We start from the raw sequence: 18,228 nt of genomic DNA, 5'->3' as shown, positions 1-18,228 counted from the left end.
TAAAAAGTATGTTTAAAACGCAACTAATCGCAAGTTGCGTTTTTGTATATAGGTAGCTATAATCTCTTCAAGGAGTGATGAAATATGGCTATTACTGCAACAAAAAGATTACAAGAAATTGTTGATTTATTAGATCAAAAAGGATATGTCAAAGCAAAAGAACTTTCCCAAAAATATCAAGTAAGTATGGAAACAATTCGTAAAGATTTAACTTTTTTAGAAGAAAAAGGAGTTGTTAAAAAAGAATATGGTGGAGCAACACTTGCAACGTTAGGGACAGAAAAAAATATCGAATTTAGAGAAAAACAAAAATATGATGAAAAAAAAGAAATTGCACGTTGTATTTCTTCAATATTAATGGCACATAATAGTATGATCATTGATTCAGGAAGTACTTGTCAAAGTTGTTGTTCATATATTAATTTAATGCCTTCAAAAGATATTTTTACGGTTTCTATAGGTGCATTTGAACAATTAGATGGAAATTTACATAATGTGTTTTTAACTCCTGGTAAAAAAAGAGAAAAAAACCAATCAATAGTAGGACATTGGAGTGAAGAATATCTAGATAAAGTTCAAGTAGATGTCTGTGTTTTAGGAACTTCTGGATTATTAAATAGTGATGGACCAACATGTCATTCCTATCAAGAATTAGGAGTTAAAAAGAAAATGATTGAAAAAAGTGATTATGTTTTTGTGGTTGCTGATAGTAGTAAGTTTCAAGAAAAAGGATTATATACAGTTTGTTCTTGGGAAGAAATCGATGGTATTATTACGGATCATCGCATCTCAACAAAAGTATATGAAGATTTAAGTCAAAAGGTTTCTGTTTATATTGGAAAAAAAGAATAAAAATTTTTCAAAATAAAAAGTGATTTTTTTAAGATATTTGAAAATAAATTATAAAGTATTCTATAACACTATTTATTGTTGTAAGAATATTTTATTTTTATATTGAGGTGATACTATGAGCTTACTTTATAAGTTAGAATATCAAGATAACTTTACAGATTTAGAAAAAGGTATAGCCAATTATATTCTTGATCATAAAGATTATATTGTTGATTTGAAAATAACAGATTTAGCTGAACTTACATATACATCACCATCAACAATTTCAAGATTTTGTAAAAAATTAGTTGAAAAAAGCTATAACGACTTTAGAATACATTTTGCCTCTTCAGTAATAGGTGATTATAAATCTAAAACATATATCATCTGATCAAAATAGACAAGCAATGCTTTCTAATAAAGATAGTGTTGCTATTGTGATTTTGTATTCTGGAGAGAAACAAGAGATTAAAAGAATTGTGAATTATATTAAACAAAAAGAAGGTACAGTGATTGCTGTTAGTTCTATTAGTGATAGCTATTTAAGAAAAAATGCAGATTATATAATGGATATTATATTCTCTTTATTGTTTAAAAATAACTATAATATTAACTTAATTGAAAAGCTTGAAAGAGCAAAAAATATTCAAAATATAGAATTTTTAAAAAATTAAAACAACGATTTTCTTTTAGTAAATCTTACTAGAAGGAACGTTGTTTTTTTATTCACATAAGCGTATAATAGAGGTAGTCTAAAAGAATTGGGGGAAACCAGAAATGTACAAAATAGTCAAAAAAGAAAGACTAAATGATGTTGTTGAATTAATGGAAGTTCATGCTCCAATGGTTGCTAGAAAATGCGAACCAGGTCAATTCATTATTTTAAGAGTTGGTGAAGATGGAGAAAGAATTCCTTTAACAATTGCTGATTATGATCGAGAAGCTGAAACAATTACAATTATTTATCAAATTGTAGGTTTTTCAACTCGTCAATTAGCAAAATTAAACGAAGGTGATGAAATCACTGACTTTGTTGGACCTTTAGGTGTACCAACTGATTTACATAAATCAAATCATGTTGTTGGTATTGCCGGTGGGGTTGGTAGTGCACCATTATATCCACAACTTAAAAAATTAGCTGAAATGGGTGTAGATGTGGATGTTATCATTGGTGGACGTGAAGCACAATATGTATTATGGGCAGATAAGTTCAAAGCTTTCTGTAAAAATGTATATGTGATGACAGATGATGGATCTTTAGGAGAAAAAGGATTTGGAACTGTTAAATTACAAGAATTAATTGATAATGGTGATCCAATTGATGAAGTTATCGCTATTGGACCAGTACCTATGATGAAAGCTGTTGTTGGGGTGACAAAACCTCATAATTTAAAAACAATGGTTTCATTAAACCCTATTATGATTGATGGTACAGGTATGTGTGGATGCTGCCGTGTTACTGTTGATGGCAAAATTAAATTCGCATGTGTTGATGGACCAGACTTTGATGGTTTATCAGTAGACTTTGATGAATTAATGGCTCGTCAAAGAATGTTTAAAGAAGAAGAACATCAAGTAGATGCGAATGCAGATCGTATTTGTAATTTAATGGGAGGTGCAAAATAATGCCTAATATGTCACCAAATAAGGTTAAAATGCCTGAACAAGATCCTAATGTAAGAAATAAAAACTTTGAAGAAGTTTCTTTAGGATATACAAAAGAACAAGCTATGGAAGAAGCAACTCGTTGCTTAAATTGTAAAAAACCATTCTGTATGGATGGATGTCCAGTAGGAGTACCAATTCCTGAATTCATTCATCATGTTGCAGAAGGTGAATTTGAAGAAGCTTATCAAACAATTACAAGAGAAAATGCATTACCTGCAATTTGTGGACGTGTTTGTCCTCAAGAAAATCAATGTGAAGGTAAATGTGTTAGAGGAATTAAAACTGAATCAGTAGGAATCGGACGATTAGAAAGATTCGTTGCTGATTATCATAGAGAACATGGAAAACCTGCAGAATTAAAAATTGAAAAAAATGGTAAAAAAGTTGCTGTTATTGGATCAGGACCTGCTGGTATTACATGTGCTGGTGAATTAGCTAAAAAAGGTTATGATGTGACTGTTTTTGAAGCATTACATAAAACAGGTGGGGTATTATCTTATGGTATTCCAGAATTCAGATTACCTAAAAAATTAGTACAAAGCGAAGTAGATGGTGTTGCTGCTTTAGGTGTAGATTTCGAAACAAATGTTGTTGTAGGACGTTCAATTACAATTGATGAATTACAAGAACAAGGATATCAAGGAATCTTCGTAGGTAGTGGTGCTGGTTTACCACGTTTCCAAGGAATTCCTGGGGAAAACTTAAACGGTGTTTATGCAGCGAACGAATTCTTAACTCGTGTTAACTTAATGAAAGGATATCAATTCCCAAATCATCCAACTCCAGTTAAAGTAACAGATACAGTATGTGTTATCGGTGCTGGTAACGTTGCTATGGATGCCGCAAGAACTGCAAAACGTTTAGGAGCTAAAAACGTATATATCGTTTATCGTCGTGGACCTGAAGAAGTTCCTGCTCGTGCTGAAGAAGTACATCACGCTAAAGAAGAAGGAATTATCTTCAAACTATTAACTAATCCAGTTAAAATTGAAGGTGAAGATGGATGGGTTAAATCTATGGAATGTGTTGAAATGGAATTAGGTGAACCTGATGCATCTGGAAGAAGAAGACCAATCGCTAAAGAAGGATCTAACTTCACAATTGAAACAGGAACAGTTATCGTTGCTATTGGACAAAGTCCAAACCCATTAATTAGACATACAACTCCTGGTTTAGATTGCCAATCTTGGGGTGGAATTATCGTTGATGAAGATTCAATGAAAACATCTAAAGATGGTGTTTATGCAGGTGGAGATGTTGTTACTGGCGCAGCAACAGTTATCTTAGCTATGGGTGCTGGTAAAAAAGCAGCTAAGGCAATGGATGAATATCTACAAAATAAATAGTATTTAAAAAGTCAATTCACATTACGAATTGACTTTTTCTTTGGCTGTCATTAAATATAAAATGATATTTTCGCATAAAGCTAGAATAACAATCATATTTATTTTTGGAATAAATAAACAAATAAGTTCTATACATATTGTAATTTTTGCTTTTTTATTTATAAATGGAATATATTTAAAAAATAACATAAATAGTATTCCAAGTGGAATAAATAATAATAAGAAATACGAACTTAAATATTTATAAGAAAGCATAGATAGAAAAAATATTAAATTGGAAGATACAAAACATTTAACAGGACTATCACAATGATATCCACCTAAATTCACTCTTAATCCGGAAAATGCAAGCATCCAAACTAGTGTCATAAGTCCTTCATGTAAACATAATCCTAGAATAAACATAAATATATTAACGATTGAATTAAATATTAAAACTTGTTGACCATACTTATATACTTCATAATCTTGATCAAAATCATATTTATCATAAATTTTCTCTAACATCATCATTTGTTCCTTTTAATAAAAATTTCATGTAATAAATACCATCTTTATAAATGTTCTTTTTCTTAACAATTAAATCAGATTCAATTTTACATCTATCATAATCATAAAAATCATTTTCTGAATAAAGTTCAACTAACGTATAAATACCTTGACCTTTGATATGCAAAGTTATTTCATTATGTCTTTTAACATAATCTAATATTTCAGAAATAACATCAATAAAATCTAAATCATCATATTTTTCATTTTGGCTAATTTCAAAGAAAGGTTTAATACTTATATTATCATCTTGTAACCTATTGATTTTTACAGAAATCAAAATATCAAATACCGGATTTTTAGATGCAACTAATTTTTGGTAAGTGTTTTTAGATTGATATTGTTCAATAGCTTTGGATATTTCAGTGTTTGTATCGTTGTTTAAGTGTTTAATGTGTTCTAATATCCAATGAATACGATGTTTCTTATCATCAATATCATAACTAATGTTTTGTATGAGACGTAAGCTTTGTTTTATATATTTTTCTTTTTGTAATTGTTTTTCATATTGCATCTTTTCTGTGTATATTCGATTTAGGTAAATACCATTAATTATAATAAGAATGAAAGTAATCAATAATAAAATACAAATAATAACAGGACTATAAGATGCAGTTACTTCTACATTATCATAACTGATCATTCCAAAAATACTTAAAATAACAACTTCTGTGATAATTACTAATGAGTATTGTTTGTTAGGAACAGGAAATGTGAACTTTAAATGTCTAAGTAACCAACAGGTTACAAGTATTAAAAATAATTTAGAAGTTATACCTGCACAAATGTAGTATACAGTTTCATATCCAGCATCTAGTATTTTATTATATAGACAATAAGATATGTAAGGATAGTTAATCATTAAAAATAAATATCCACCAAGTATAAACATATCGCCAAATTGAATTTTATGTTTCCCTAATATGATAAAAGAACAACTTATAATAAAATAACTTACTAAGAGTACAAAACCATTTTCTTTAAAAATATCACATAATTCACATATTAAGAATAAAGAAGCAAGTAGAAGACAAAACTGTTTTCTACTTGAAAATGAATAATAAAGGTAAACGAAAGCAGTAAGTGTAAATACTTCTACAAAATTAAGAAATATACTATAAGCTACCATTGAGTAAATAATCCTGATAAGTTAGTTTAAATTTCTTTTTATATGTTTTACCTATATTGATTTCTTTCTTATTTCTTAAGATGATGAACTTGGAATTTACATCATAGACAAAATCTAAATTAATAAGATAGGATCTATGTACTTGAATGATATTGTTATTATTGAGTTGAGTTTTAAATTCTTTTATTTTTTCTTTGAATTTGTATTCACCATCTAATGTGACAATTTTTAAGTAATGACCATCAGCTTCTATGTAGATAATATCACTGGTATTAATACGTACATGTTTTTCTCTAGCGTTAATGACAATAAAACTTGTATTTTCTAAATGTTCTTTAAACATTTTAAAGAAGATAGACATGTCTTCATTTAAATGATCCTTTCTAATGAAATAAAATGGTTGAAGTTCCATGGATTTATGAACAAAGTTATTGTTCATGGTCACAAAAACAATAAGTGCTTTGGGAAACCTCTTTTTAAGTTCTATAGAAAAATCGATACCATTTATTGATTTACTTAAATGAACATCTATAAAAATAACTTGGTAGTCTTTTGTGTTATCAATCTCTTCGAAGTGATCCCCTAGACAAAAGAAATGGGCATCAGTGAATAGATTGTTATTTTTGAGTATATCAACAAACTCCTCTACAAAAGTACTTGTATCCTCTAATATCAAAATATTCATAATGATGCCACCTTCCTTATTTGTTTAAATCCTTTAATTGTTCAGGTTTTTTGAATTCATATAGATTTAATAAAGATTCTGATGATGCACTACTATATGCAACTCCACCTAACAATGCAAAGTATTTTTCAATTAAATAGTTTATCATAATTACCTCCTTAAGTGTACTTTATATTTGACACGAATATAAAGTCAATAGAACGTGCATGAAAGAATAGTTATCGTTCCTGAAGGTATCTTTTATAATGCGTAAAATGCACGATTTAATTGTTAACATGAATTAAAAGGGTGACGGATAATGAATGTTAATGAGATAATTATGAATAAAAGAATAGAAAGAGGCGTTTCTAGAAAAGAGCTTGCAGAGGGCTTAGGAGTAAGTGAGAGTACTATTTATAGAATTGAAACAAATCCTAATTTAAATCCCAATAATAAATTAGTAAAAAGAATTTATGATATTTTACGTATGAATGTAACGATTATTGTGGATGATGCACCAATATATGATGAGCATGCACATGAGATAGATTTTGAATCATATAGTCCTACAAGTAAAAGTATTATTTTTAAAACGATTGCAAAAGAAGAAAAAATGAAGAAATTAAAAGAAAAATAGTTATCTGATCGATAACTATTTTTAGGCTAATGTGATTTTTGTAATTGTATTGTTTGAAAGCGTGTAGGTCATTTTAACTGTTTTATTCTCACTATAGGCAATATATTGATTGTTCGCTTCTTTGTGATTTTCGTAATCTAAATTATTTTTTTCTAAACCAACGTAGAAATTACCTTCAACTTTGTAATGATCTGTAAAGAGTTCTACTTTTTTAACTTTATTCTTTTTATTTAAAGTAATTTGAATAGAATCATTATAATAAACTGTATCATTATTCTTTTTTGATTCTATATACTGATCACCAATATAATCATTTATATGATTTATCCTAGAATCCTTTGTAATTCCACGACCATCTTCAACGATAATTGTAAAACCAATATCATTATTTGTAAGAAGTTCTTCTGTTTTAGTGTCTTCCTTTTTTGAACAACCACATAATAATAAAATAAAACAACAAATAAAGAGTATTTTAGATTTCATAGAATTCCTCCTTTAGATAATTGTACGAAATATTTGATTTTTATTAAAGTAAAGATTTATAGACAAAATGTTAATCCTTAGAGCATATCTTCTTCTTATTTCGTGTTATGATGAATAAAATGAGGAAAGATTCTATGACACTTGGAGAACGTATTCAAAAATATCGGAAAATGAAGGGATTATCGCAAGAAGAATTAGGTAAATTACTACATATATCAAGACAAACAATATCAAAATGGGAAAGTAATCTGTCATCACCTGATATACAAAGTTGTAAGGCTATGGCTGATGTTTTTGGTATCTCTTTAGAGAAACTTTTAGATGAAAGCAAAAAATAAAAACGGATCAAAGTACTAATCATCGAAATATGATTATTATCTTTGGAATTGTTGTTTTTCTAGCATTTATTATGGAAAGCTATGTAGCAGTTAAGATGAGTGAGAGAATGGATGCATTGGAAGAAGCAAATTCTTCGTTGCAACAACAAATCAATGACTTTTATGGTGATTAACCAATTTCACTAGATACAAATTCTATTTGTTCTTATTTTAGTGGTTATATCAGTAATATTAAAAAGGATAGTTATAATATAAATATTGATTTGATTTTAAAAAATTATCAAGATAATACAACAGCACAAGTTATTTTTAAAACAGATAAAGATACATATACACTTTCTTTAAATAAAGAAGAGGATCATTTTAAAGGAACAATAAATCTACCTATTCAAACAGTTCGATTTGCACAACTTATTTCCCAAACAAATGGTGAAACAAATTTTGGAATGTTAGATGCAGATATCAACTTTGAAAACTATTTAGATGAAGATGCTAGTGGTGGAATTATGTTAGAAAGTTATAATGAAAAAAAGAACAAAGGTGATTTTACTCTTTCATTTAGTGGAAATAAGACAAAGAAAGATGAAATCTATTTGTGGGATAAAGAATATAATTTTAAAAGAAATACAGAATATCATGATGTGAAAGGAACAATTTATATTAATAGTGATAAAGATATATTGAATTTGAAAAAGCATATACATGTAAAAATATAAAAAAAGAAGATACTGTGATGGTTGAATATACGTATACAAATGAAATGGGAATAAAAAAGAAACAAGAAGTAACAGCTCAACGTAAAAAGAATTGGCGTGAATATCATTTGGCATGGAAATAAAAAATTAGTATGATAATTATATTTTAATTTATTTAATTCCCAATCATTATCTTATATAATCTTTCTATGGATAGAGCGAAATTGCTTATAGGAGGCCATTATGAAAAAAAATCTACTTATGACAATTCAATATAAAGACATGGGCCCTTTTTCGCTTTTTATTTTTTAATTTGAAACATATCTTTTCTAAGATATGTTTTTTTTACAATCAAAAGGAGGATTAAAGATGCCAAAAAGAGAAGATATTAACACAGTATTAGTCATTGGTTCAGGACCAATTATTATTGGTCAAGCATGTGAATTTGATTATTCAGGAACACAAGCTTGTAAAGCATTAAGAGGATTAGGGTATAAAATTGTTTTAGTCAATTCTAACCCAGCTACAATTATGACAGATCCAGAAACTGCAGATGTGACATATATTGAACCATTGAATGTAGAAAGATTAACACAAATCATTGAAAAAGAAAGACCAGATGCTTTACTTCCTAACTTAGGTGGACAATCAGCTTTAAATCTATGTTCTGAATTAAGTAATGCCGGAGTTTTAGACAAATATGACGTTCAAGTATTAGGGGTAAAAGTAGATGCTATTGAACGTGGAGAAGACCGTTTAGAATTCAAAAAAGCCATGAATGAACTTGGTATTGAAATGGCAAGAAGTGAAATTGCAAATACGGTTGATGAAGCTTTAGCTATTGCTGATAAATTAGGATATCCAGTAGTTGTAAGACCTGCCTATACAATGGGTGGAGCAGGTGGAGGACTTGTTTACAATGTTGATGAATTAAAAACAGTTGTAAATAGAGGGTTGCAAGCAAGTTTAGTACACCAATGCTTAATTGAAGAATCTATTTTAGGATGGGAAGAATTAGAATTAGAAGTTGTAAGAGATGCTAAAAATAACATGATTACAATTTGTTTTATTGAAAATATTGATCCATTAGGAGTACATACTGGAGATTCTTTCTGTAGTGCACCAATGCTTACTATTTCTAAAGAAGTACAAGATCGTTTACAAGAACAAGCTTATCGTATTGTTGAATCAATTGGAGTTATTGGCGGTACAAATGTTCAATTTGCTCATGATCCAGTAACAGATCGTATTGTTGTTATTGAAATCAATCCAAGAACATCACGTTCATCTGCTTTAGCTTCTAAAGCGACAGGTTTCCCTATTGCCTTAGTTTCAGCAATGTTAGCGGCTGGACTTACATTAGATGAGATTCCTTGTGGTAAATATGGAACGTTAGATAAATATTATCCTGATGGGGATTATGTTGTTATTAAGTTTGCTCGTTGGGCTTTTGAAAAATTCAAAGCTGCAGAAGATAAACTTGGTACACAAATGAAAGCTGTTGGGGAAGTTATGAGTATTGGTAAAACTTATAAAGAAGCTTTCCAAAAAGCAATTCGTTCTTTAGAAACAGGACGTTATGGTTTAGGATATGCAAAGAACTTTAATGATTTATCTAAAGATGAATTATTAAAATTATTAATTAATCCAACAAGTGAAAGACAATTCATTATGTATGAAGCTTTAAGAAAAGGAGCTACTGTTAATGAATTATTTGAACTTACAAAAATTAAACATTATTTCATTGAACAAATGAAAGAACTCGTTGAAGAAGAAGAAAAAATTGCTTCTTATAAAGGAAATCAATTACCAGATGACGTTTTAAAACAAGCAAAGAAAGATGGATTTGCTGATAAATATATTTCTAAGATATTAGATATTGAAGAAAAAGAAATTAGAAATCAAAGACTTGCAATGGGTATGCATCAAGTATGGGAACCTGTTCATGTATCAAGTACAAAAGATAGTTCTTATTATTACTCTACATATAATGGAAAAGATCAAGATGAAGTTTCAAATAATAAGAAAATCATGATCTTAGGTGGAGGACCTAACAGAATTGGTCAAGGTATTGAATTTGATTATTGCTGTGTTCATGCTTCTCTTGCCTTAAAGAAATTAGGATTTGAAACAATCATTGTAAACTGTAACCCAGAAACAGTTTCAACAGATTATGATACATCTGATAAACTTTATTTTGAACCATTAACATTAGAAGATGTTTTAAGTATTCATGAAAAAGAAAAACCACTAGGAGTTATTGCTCAATTTGGTGGACAAACACCATTAAATCTTGCAAGTCAATTAAAAGAAAATGGTGTAAATATTTTAGGAACAACACCTGAAACAATTGATATGGCTGAAGATCGTGACTTATTTAATGAAATGATGGAAAAATTAGAAATTCCAATGCCTGAATCAGGAATGGCAGTTACAGTTGATGATGCTTTAGAAATTGCTCAAAGAATTGGTTATCCATTAATGGTAAGACCATCTTATGTATTAGGTGGTAGAGGAATGGAAGTTGTTTATGATGATGAATCATTAAAACAATACATGGCTGCTGCTGTTGGGGTAACACCTGATCGTCCTATCTTAATTGACCGTTTCTTAAATGATGCGATGGAATGTGAAGCAGATGCTATTTCTGATGGAGAAAATGTTTTTGTACCTGCTGTTATGGAACATATTGAACTTGCTGGTATTCACTCAGGGGACTCAGCGTGTATTTTACCATCTAAACATATTCCAGTAAGACATGTACAAACAATTAAAGAGTACACAAAGAAAATTGCTAGAGAAATGAATGTACGTGGTTTAATGAATATGCAATATGCCATTGCTGATGATAAAGTTTATGTTTTAGAAGCAAATCCACGTGCTTCAAGAACAGTACCTTTAGTATCTAAGGTATGTAACATCAACATGGTAAAACTTGCAACAGATATTGTTACACGTGAACTTACAGGTAGACCATCACCTGTTAAAGATTTAAAAGATAGAAAGATTCCACATATTGGTGTAAAACAAGCTGTTTTCCCATTCAATATGTTCCCTGAAGTTGATCCAATTCTAGGACCTGAAATGAGATCAACAGGAGAAGTATTAGGTTTAGCTAATTCTTATGGGGCAGCAATCTTTAAAGCAGAAGAAGCAACACAAACAAAATTACCAACATCAGGGCGTGTGTTAATTTCAGTATCTGATCGTGATAAAAAAGATGTTGTTGAACTAGCAAGAAAATATTATGATGCTGGATTTGAAATTGTTGCTACAGGTAAAACATTTGAATTAATCAATAGCAATAATATTCCAGCTATCAAAATTAAAAAGATCAAAGAAGGTCGTCCAAATATTGTAGATGCTCTTACAAATGGTGAACTTGATATGGTGATCAATACGCCACATGGTAAAGAATCTGCACATGATGATAGTTATATTAGAAAAACAGCTATTAAAATGAAAATTCCATATATGACAAATATTGCTGCTGCAAATGCAGCTGTAGAAGGTATCTTAGAAGCTGAAATTCATGGAACACATGAAGTAAAATCGCTTCAAGAATATCATAAAGCAATTAAAGATTAATATGAATGATTGTTAGGAAGTCATAAGATTTCCTAACAATTTTTTTATAAAAGAAATATTTACTATTAATCACGTATACATTTTTATATAATTAAAAAAAGGAGTAAGTATTTATGAAAATAGGAATTATTGATGATGATCTTGTATTTAGTAATATATTAAAAAAACAAATAGAAAATAGTAATTATTTTTGTGAAAATGATATAGATATTTATAATGATGATTTTCAAACAATTGATATAGAAAATTATGATTTTTTATTTATTGATATTATTTTAGCGCAAGATGATGGAATTTCTTTAGCAAAAAAAGTAAACAATAAAACAACAAAAATTATATTTATTTCTAATAATGAAGCACTTGTTTATGATTGCTTTGATATACATCTTTATTTTTTTATAAGGAAAGCATTTTATGAAGATGATTTTAAAAGATTACTTACTAAAATAGAAAAAGATGAAGCAGAAAGTAATAAACAATATTTGGTGGATGAAAAAAATAATCAATATATCCGTTATGTAGATATTTGTTATATTCAATCTCATAGAAATATGTGTACTTTTTTTACAATAGATCATGAGTACCAACAGTATATAACTTTAAAAAGATGTGCAGAAACATTATGTAAGAATATTGCTTTTTATAAAATAAATTCTTATACAATTATTAATTTTAAATATGTAACGAAAATCAATAGTCAAAGTGTGACACTTTCTAATAAACAAACATTCAATGTTTCTAGACAATCAAAAGATATTGTAGAAAAATATCATGCATATAGGAGATACTTACAATGATTACTTTTTTATATTTTTGTTGTATTGAAATTGCGCTGATTTATCTTTTGGATGTTCCAAAAGAATTTTTTAAGAAATATTTAATTGTTTGTCTGTTATCAAATAGTTTAATAAACGCTATTGCATCAACCTTATTGTTACAAGATGTTTTGTTTTTAGAAGTTATATGTTTTTTTCTTTTTTATTTCCTAGATAGGAATATAACGGAAATTTTATTTTATCTTTCATTTTCATTGGTTATAAAAGATATAGTGCTTTTATTACCATTTTATGAAGCTATTTCATTTATTGTTTTCATGATTATTATTGCTTTGATGATATATATAAAACATTTTTATCCTATAGATAATCAAAATATGTATTGGGGATTATTAATGCTTATTTCGATAAGCACGTTATGTGTATATCACATCCTTTATTATGATTTTTTAGATGTGTTGGGCGTAAATCGAAATCTAATTATTCTAATAACTTTAGTACTAACAATCATTTTTTCTTATTATCTATTTTTTAGATATACAAAACTTTATCATGAACAACAGCTACTCAATCAAGCTGTAAATTATTTTAAGAACGATCAACAAAATTATGCATTTATTGAAAAGAAAAATAATGAATTAAATAAATTAAAACATGATTTAAAATATGAATATTTACAAATGAAAGAATATGTTAAAAGGAAAGAATTTGAAACAGTAAATCAAATGATTGATCAAAAGGTAGCATCTCTTGATCAAGAAGAAATGATAATTACTTCAGGAAATAAATTATTTGATGCATTTGTAAACATGAAATTAGAACAATTAAAACTAGAACATATTACGCCAACAATGATTATTTCAATTCAAGATATTTCTTTTATTAATGATGAACATTTAAATATTATCATTAGTTATCTTTTTGATATAGCAATGAATTGTATTCAAAATAATGAGTTAGAAATAAAAGCTATTCAAGATGAATGTGTATTTGAAATTGCAATATTTATTAGTCAGGGAATTGAAAATATTGATCGTATGAAATACGATACATTAAAATTAATTCTAAAAAAATATCAGGGAAGTATAAAAATTATTCATGAAAATCAAAATATAAACATTTCACTATTAATACCTGTTAGCAGATAACAGGTATTTTTTATGTCAATTATCCTCATAAAATGGTCAAACGTCCTAAAAGCATTATCATTTTTTTAAAGCTTGTTACAATGTAATCAGAAGGAAATAATCATAGTAGAACGGAGGAAAGTTATTATGAAAAACAAAAAAGTCATTACATCAATTTTAAGTTTAGCATTTGTTTTTATGTTTTCTTTAGGATGCGTAAGTGCAGCGACACAAACAAGAAATGTTGTTGTTTATACAACTAAAGACACATCAGGGTTAATTATTTGTATAAATGAGCATAAAGCAACTTGTACAAATTCTAAAGCAAAAAGTACCGTTTCGACTAAATATTTAGTGACAGGTGGAACGCAAAGTATAAAAAATTTAGATTCTGGAAAAACCGCACAAATAAAAGTTATTGGAAGACTTGGAAATGCAGAACAAACAAAATATTCAACAATTAAATTTTAAATAATATAAAGAAAGAGGCGAAATACTATGATTGAAATGAAGCATTTAGACATCAAATTTGATAACCAAATAATATTTAAGAATGCCAACTTTAAAACATGTCCAGGGAAAATAACAGGTATCATAGGAAAAAGTGGATGTGGAAAAACAACATTCTTAAAAGCGTTAATCTATCAATACAGTAATCAAACACTTTCTATTGATGAACAAGTAATTACTGATAAAAACAAAGAAGATTATTTATTGAATTATGTCAGCTATATTGATCAATTTGGTACATTCTTTGAAAATATGAAAATACGTGAACATTTTGAATTTATAAGTCAATTAAAGAATCAAGGGTTTGACCAAGATAAAATGTTAGAAATGCTTCATTTAGTAAGATTAGATAATATAGATCTATCCTACTTTCTTTCTTCTTTATCCATAGGACAAAGAAAAAGATTTTTAATAGCATTGGCGATGTATAAAGATGCATCAATCATTATCATTGATGAACCAACTGCATCTTTAGATCAAGAAAATAAAGAAATTATTTTAAACCTGTTACAAAAACTAAAGAAAGACAATAAATATATTATTATTACGACACATGATGATTTTTTAATTGAACATTTGGATATCATTTATGAAATAGAAAATAAGCAACTTTACTGTCATCAGGAAATAAAAGAAGTTCAGAAGAATTTAAAAATAGAAAATACAAAACATCAAAGAATCAAAAAATATTTTTTCTATAAAAATCAAAGACAATGGTTTCAATTCATATTGGTAATGTTACTGGGATTTATTATGACAGTTTCTATTTCTACCAATATAAGTGACAGTATTTTACAGGAAAATCAGCTTGCAAACGGTATAGAAAGAGCAAATAAAGCAGAAGTCTATACAGGAAAAATGAATGATGCTTTTTTTGGAAATGATGGTTATTTTATAGGGGATCAGATAAATAATCTTGATATTAGTGATGATGAACTCGCACAAATGAAATCAATCAAGCATGTTAAAGGTGTTTATCCTTTTGATGTTTTTGATACGATCAATCAGATGCAAAATGTATCAACGACGAGTGTTTACTTTCAAGGAAACAAGGTAAATTTTGATTATTTACAAGATGGCAGTCCACTTGTGGCGCCTTATTATTCTTTTCAAAATATCAAAACAAATGGTAAAAAGCTTAAAGGAAACGCTATCAGTCAGTCATTGGCTAATAAGCTAGGAATAGATAAGGATGAAAAGAATTTTAAGATTTCTGTAGAGGTCTATATACCTGTCCAACAATACAGTTATCAAGGAGAAATGAATGAATCAGGGCTAAAGGCAGAGATGTCGCAAGTCCTTACTAAAAAAGTAAAACTTGATTTAGAAGTAGATCATATCATTTCTGTCGATGATTACTATAATGAATTTTTGAGTGCAGGATATACTATTTTAATGCCAGAAAAATCATTTTATAGTTTATTGAATCAATACAATAATCAGACACCAGATAGTTTATTAGACGCTAAAGAATTAAATGCAACAATTACACCTTATCATAGTAAGAATTATGTTATAGAAGTAGATCGTATAAATAATTTAAAAATAGTAGAGAAAGAAATAACAAAGATTTCTAAAAATCTTGCAACCTATGATCAATATAATTCAGTTATTGATATGACAGATATCTATAAAGAAGAAAGAAAAGGAAGATATATCTACATGGTTATGGTGGTTCTTGTCGCCATTGTACTTTATGCAATGGTACAAATCAATGCACTTGATGATCGTAAAAATGAAGTAAAACTATTAAAACTTTATGGACTAAATGATAAGAATGTTCATTCATTGATTAATGAAAATGGCTTTGTTCAATTATTATTGTCACTTGCATTAGGTATACCGGGCTTCTTTATCGCAAGAAAGATGGGGTTTTTTGCAGTCAATGATCAAAGTTTAATCATCAGTTTATTACTTTTCTTTAGTATTCAAATAGCTGTTTCTATCATTATTTACATCTTGTATTTATTCTACAGTAAGTATTTTGTTAAGAAGGTGAAACAATGATTGAAATGAAACATATTAATTTATCCTTTAGGGATAAAGATTTATTTACTGATCAAGAAATTAAAATTGATTCAGGAAAAATTACATTAATTACAGGAGAGAGTGGCTCGGGTAAATCGACTCTATTATTTGAACTTGCACGACTTACAGATTATGCAAATAAGGAATATATTTATGAAAATGAAAAAATGTCTGATTTAGATGAGGAATCATTTAGAAGAAAAATCGCATTTGTTTTTCAAGACTGTCGACTTTTTAATGATCTATCAGTCATTCAAAATATTGAATTCTTTAGTCAACTTGGTCAGGTTGAATTTAAGAAAGATAAAATGATGAATTTGTTAGATGAACTTGATTTAAATATTGATTTAAATGGAGAAGTAAAAGTGTTATCAGGAGGGCAAAAACAAAGGCTGTTGATTTTATGCTGTATGATGAAAGAACCTGAAATCATTTTTTTGGATGAACCGACAGCGTATTTAGATGATGAAAACAGAAGACGTATGAGAAAAATCATTTATGACTTATGCTATAAATATCATAAGACAGTTGTCATTGCTTCTCATGATTTAGATATGTTAGAGATTGCAGGTAAACACTATCATATTGAAAGTCAAAAAATTCTATTAAAGAAAAATACCATTAAAGAAAATAAGAATTTAATTGCAAGAAAAACAATTCAAACATTTCCACTTAATTATTATTTACATGCACAAAAATCAAATAAAATCCATTATAAAAGAAATATCATCATTTCCTTTTTGATGATCATTATGACCTATATGATGTGTTTTCAAGCCTATTATCAAAAAGAAACAGAAAGAATGATTAATAAAGCAATTGATAATGAATTAAGAATTTCTTATAAGGATGGTGGAAATGCTTATGATATGGCTGGAATGCCAGTTTCTAGAACACTTGTACAAGATTTATCACAAAATAATATGATTCAAAATATTTCTCCCTTTTTTGAATGGAATGTGGCTCATATGACGGTTAATGATTCATCTTTTAAAGAAACAGTGGTCATACAACCCTATTATAAGAAAATGAAAACAGTCAAAAAAAACAGCAATCCTGTATTTTTAATTGATAAACAAAAAATAAATACGGACAAGATTTATATTTCTTATTCTCTTTATCAAAAAATAAAAGGACATATTCATTTGACTGGAACAATGCAGGTGCTAAAAAACAATGAATTTGAATTTGTTGAAATTCCTTTTGAACTTTCAAATGCAGATACTGTTGATAAGGATATTGGTAATCGTTATACGAAATCAACTGAAAATATTATTTATATTTCACAAAATCTCTATCAAAAAATCATCAATCAATGTATTCCTGATGACTCGTATCAATCAAATGTCTATATCTTAAAAATAAATTCTTATAAGAACATACAGGCAGTAACAGATTTTATTAAAAAACACGATCAACAAATTAAAGTTTATAATCCAGTATCTTCTTCAATTCTAAGTCAAACAACATCATTTGGATTTGAAATGATTTACAATTTTTCAAAGATCATATTTATACTCTTTGTACTTTCATGTTTTATTATAGGAATGTTTGATGTTGTCATAAGACGTTATCAATATGCCTTGTTGCTTGTCAATGGTTTCAATAAAAAGCAATGTTTAAAACTTATTTTAAAAGAAAGGATTAATTATTGTTTACTATCTATTGTTTTAGCACAAGTTTCAGTGATGAGTGTTTTCTACTTACAATATCATGTCTTGACAAGTATAATCATAGAAAGAGCATTAAGTGTTTTAATAATTATAAATTTAATTATTCTTTTTGTACCATGTTTTACATTTATCATTTTAATGAAAATAAACAATGAAGGAAATATGTTAAAAACAAGTGAGGGGTGA

20 protein-coding genes are annotated in these 18,228 nt (G+C 27.9%); 15 read left to right on the top strand and 5 right to left on the bottom strand.

Annotated elements, in window-relative coordinates:
- Positions 1–84: 84 nt before the first annotated feature.
- The 5 genes from Fi14EGH31_RS13565 to gltA all read left to right on the top strand — a co-directional run bounded on the left by Fi14EGH31_RS13565 (position 85) and on the right by gltA (position 3,845).
- Positions 85–852: a DeoR/GlpR family DNA-binding transcription regulator gene (locus Fi14EGH31_RS13565; protein ID WP_107029756.1), complete on the top strand. Its 768-nt coding sequence runs from the start codon at positions 85–87 to the stop codon at positions 850–852.
- A 115-nt stretch (positions 853–967) separates the two neighbouring features.
- The gene (locus Fi14EGH31_RS15445) at positions 968–1,222 is read left to right on the top strand and encodes a MurR/RpiR family transcriptional regulator (protein WP_234697797.1); all 255 of its coding nucleotides are present in this window, start codon (positions 968–970) and stop codon (positions 1,220–1,222) included.
- Entirely contained in the window at positions 1,191–1,505 is a 315-nt protein-coding gene (locus Fi14EGH31_RS15440) for an SIS domain-containing protein (protein ID WP_234697796.1), read from the top strand. The genes Fi14EGH31_RS15445 and Fi14EGH31_RS15440 overlap by 32 nt, the downstream gene beginning before the upstream one ends.
- A gap of 103 nt (positions 1,506–1,608) precedes the next feature.
- The gene (locus tag Fi14EGH31_RS13555) at positions 1,609–2,457 is read left to right on the top strand and encodes a sulfide/dihydroorotate dehydrogenase-like FAD/NAD-binding protein (protein ID WP_022001960.1); all 849 of its coding nucleotides are present in this window, start codon (positions 1,609–1,611) and stop codon (positions 2,455–2,457) included.
- Positions 2,457–3,845 (top strand): NADPH-dependent glutamate synthase, encoded by a 1,389-nt coding sequence (gene gltA, locus Fi14EGH31_RS13550; RefSeq protein ID WP_022001961.1) that lies wholly within the window; start codon positions 2,457–2,459, stop codon positions 3,843–3,845. The genes Fi14EGH31_RS13555 and gltA overlap by 1 nt, the downstream gene beginning before the upstream one ends.
- Positions 3,846–3,866: 21 nt before the next feature.
- On the opposite strand, the gene Fi14EGH31_RS13545 is transcribed toward gltA, so the two are convergent.
- Genes Fi14EGH31_RS13545 through Fi14EGH31_RS15605 form a run of 4 tightly spaced genes read right to left on the bottom strand, consistent with a single transcriptional unit; the run spans position 3,867 to position 6,356 of the window.
- A complete protein-coding gene (locus Fi14EGH31_RS13545; RefSeq protein ID WP_158562523.1) occupies positions 3,867–4,352 on the bottom strand; it encodes an accessory gene regulator B family protein in 486 nt (161 codons plus the stop codon).
- Complete coding sequence (locus tag Fi14EGH31_RS13540) at positions 4,333–5,523, bottom strand: hypothetical protein (protein WP_118346848.1); 1,191 nt, start codon at positions 5,521–5,523, stop codon at positions 4,333–4,335. The genes Fi14EGH31_RS13545 and Fi14EGH31_RS13540 overlap by 20 nt, the downstream gene beginning before the upstream one ends.
- Complete coding sequence (locus tag Fi14EGH31_RS13535) at positions 5,510–6,208, bottom strand: LytR/AlgR family response regulator transcription factor (RefSeq protein ID WP_118346850.1); 699 nt, start codon at positions 6,206–6,208, stop codon at positions 5,510–5,512. The genes Fi14EGH31_RS13540 and Fi14EGH31_RS13535 overlap by 14 nt, the downstream gene beginning before the upstream one ends.
- Positions 6,209–6,224: 16 nt before the next feature.
- On the bottom strand, positions 6,225–6,356 hold the full coding sequence (locus Fi14EGH31_RS15605) for a hypothetical protein (protein WP_267905635.1): 132 nt from the start codon (positions 6,354–6,356) through the stop codon (positions 6,225–6,227).
- A gap of 171 nt (positions 6,357–6,527) precedes the next feature.
- Between Fi14EGH31_RS15605 and Fi14EGH31_RS13530 the strand changes: the two genes are divergently transcribed.
- Positions 6,528–6,824, top strand: coding sequence for a helix-turn-helix domain-containing protein (locus Fi14EGH31_RS13530; RefSeq protein ID WP_158546495.1), 297 nt, complete (start codon positions 6,528–6,530; stop codon positions 6,822–6,824).
- Positions 6,825–6,845: 21 nt separating this feature from the next.
- Here the strand turns inward: Fi14EGH31_RS13530 and Fi14EGH31_RS13525 are convergent, their stop codons facing one another.
- Positions 6,846–7,307: a hypothetical protein gene (locus Fi14EGH31_RS13525; RefSeq protein ID WP_117788131.1), complete on the bottom strand. Its 462-nt coding sequence runs from the start codon at positions 7,305–7,307 to the stop codon at positions 6,846–6,848.
- A 134-nt stretch (positions 7,308–7,441) separates the two neighbouring features.
- Here Fi14EGH31_RS13525 and Fi14EGH31_RS13520 point away from each other — a divergent pair, with 134 nt between their 5' ends.
- From Fi14EGH31_RS13520 to Fi14EGH31_RS13480, 9 genes are all read left to right on the top strand, one after another.
- A complete protein-coding gene (locus tag Fi14EGH31_RS13520) occupies positions 7,442–7,645 on the top strand; it encodes a helix-turn-helix transcriptional regulator (protein WP_200764947.1) in 204 nt (67 codons plus the stop codon).
- A 29-nt stretch (positions 7,646–7,674) separates the two neighbouring features.
- The gene (locus Fi14EGH31_RS13515; RefSeq protein WP_158560058.1) at positions 7,675–7,818 is read left to right on the top strand and encodes a hypothetical protein; all 144 of its coding nucleotides are present in this window, start codon (positions 7,675–7,677) and stop codon (positions 7,816–7,818) included.
- A gap of 90 nt (positions 7,819–7,908) precedes the next feature.
- Positions 7,909–8,361 (top strand): hypothetical protein, encoded by a 453-nt coding sequence (locus tag Fi14EGH31_RS13510; protein WP_117825757.1) that lies wholly within the window; start codon positions 7,909–7,911, stop codon positions 8,359–8,361.
- A gap of 348 nt (positions 8,362–8,709) precedes the next feature.
- The gene (gene carB, locus Fi14EGH31_RS13505) at positions 8,710–11,928 is read left to right on the top strand and encodes a carbamoyl-phosphate synthase large subunit (protein WP_200764946.1); all 3,219 of its coding nucleotides are present in this window, start codon (positions 8,710–8,712) and stop codon (positions 11,926–11,928) included.
- Between the two features lie 113 nt (positions 11,929–12,041).
- Positions 12,042–12,725 (top strand): LytR/AlgR family response regulator transcription factor, encoded by a 684-nt coding sequence (locus Fi14EGH31_RS13500; RefSeq protein WP_200764945.1) that lies wholly within the window; start codon positions 12,042–12,044, stop codon positions 12,723–12,725.
- Entirely contained in the window at positions 12,722–13,852 is a 1,131-nt protein-coding gene (locus Fi14EGH31_RS13495; protein WP_107029747.1) for a hypothetical protein, read from the top strand. The genes Fi14EGH31_RS13500 and Fi14EGH31_RS13495 overlap by 4 nt, the downstream gene beginning before the upstream one ends.
- Positions 13,853–13,978: 126 nt before the next feature.
- The gene (locus Fi14EGH31_RS13490) at positions 13,979–14,302 is read left to right on the top strand and encodes a hypothetical protein (protein WP_107029746.1); all 324 of its coding nucleotides are present in this window, start codon (positions 13,979–13,981) and stop codon (positions 14,300–14,302) included.
- Positions 14,303–14,329: 27 nt separating this feature from the next.
- Entirely contained in the window at positions 14,330–16,348 is a 2,019-nt protein-coding gene (locus Fi14EGH31_RS13485) for an ATP-binding cassette domain-containing protein (RefSeq protein ID WP_200764944.1), read from the top strand.
- Entirely contained in the window at positions 16,345–18,228 is a 1,884-nt protein-coding gene (locus tag Fi14EGH31_RS13480; protein WP_200764943.1) for an ATP-binding cassette domain-containing protein, read from the top strand. Before Fi14EGH31_RS13485 ends, Fi14EGH31_RS13480 begins: the two co-directional genes overlap by 4 nt.

It is taken from the genome of Faecalibacillus intestinalis, assembly GCF_015097455.1.
Lineage (GTDB): Bacteria > Bacillota_I > Bacilli_A > Erysipelotrichales > Coprobacillaceae > Faecalibacillus > Faecalibacillus intestinalis.
Note: the sequence above shows the minus strand (reverse complement) of the source record. Positions and strands in the feature narration are given on the sequence as shown.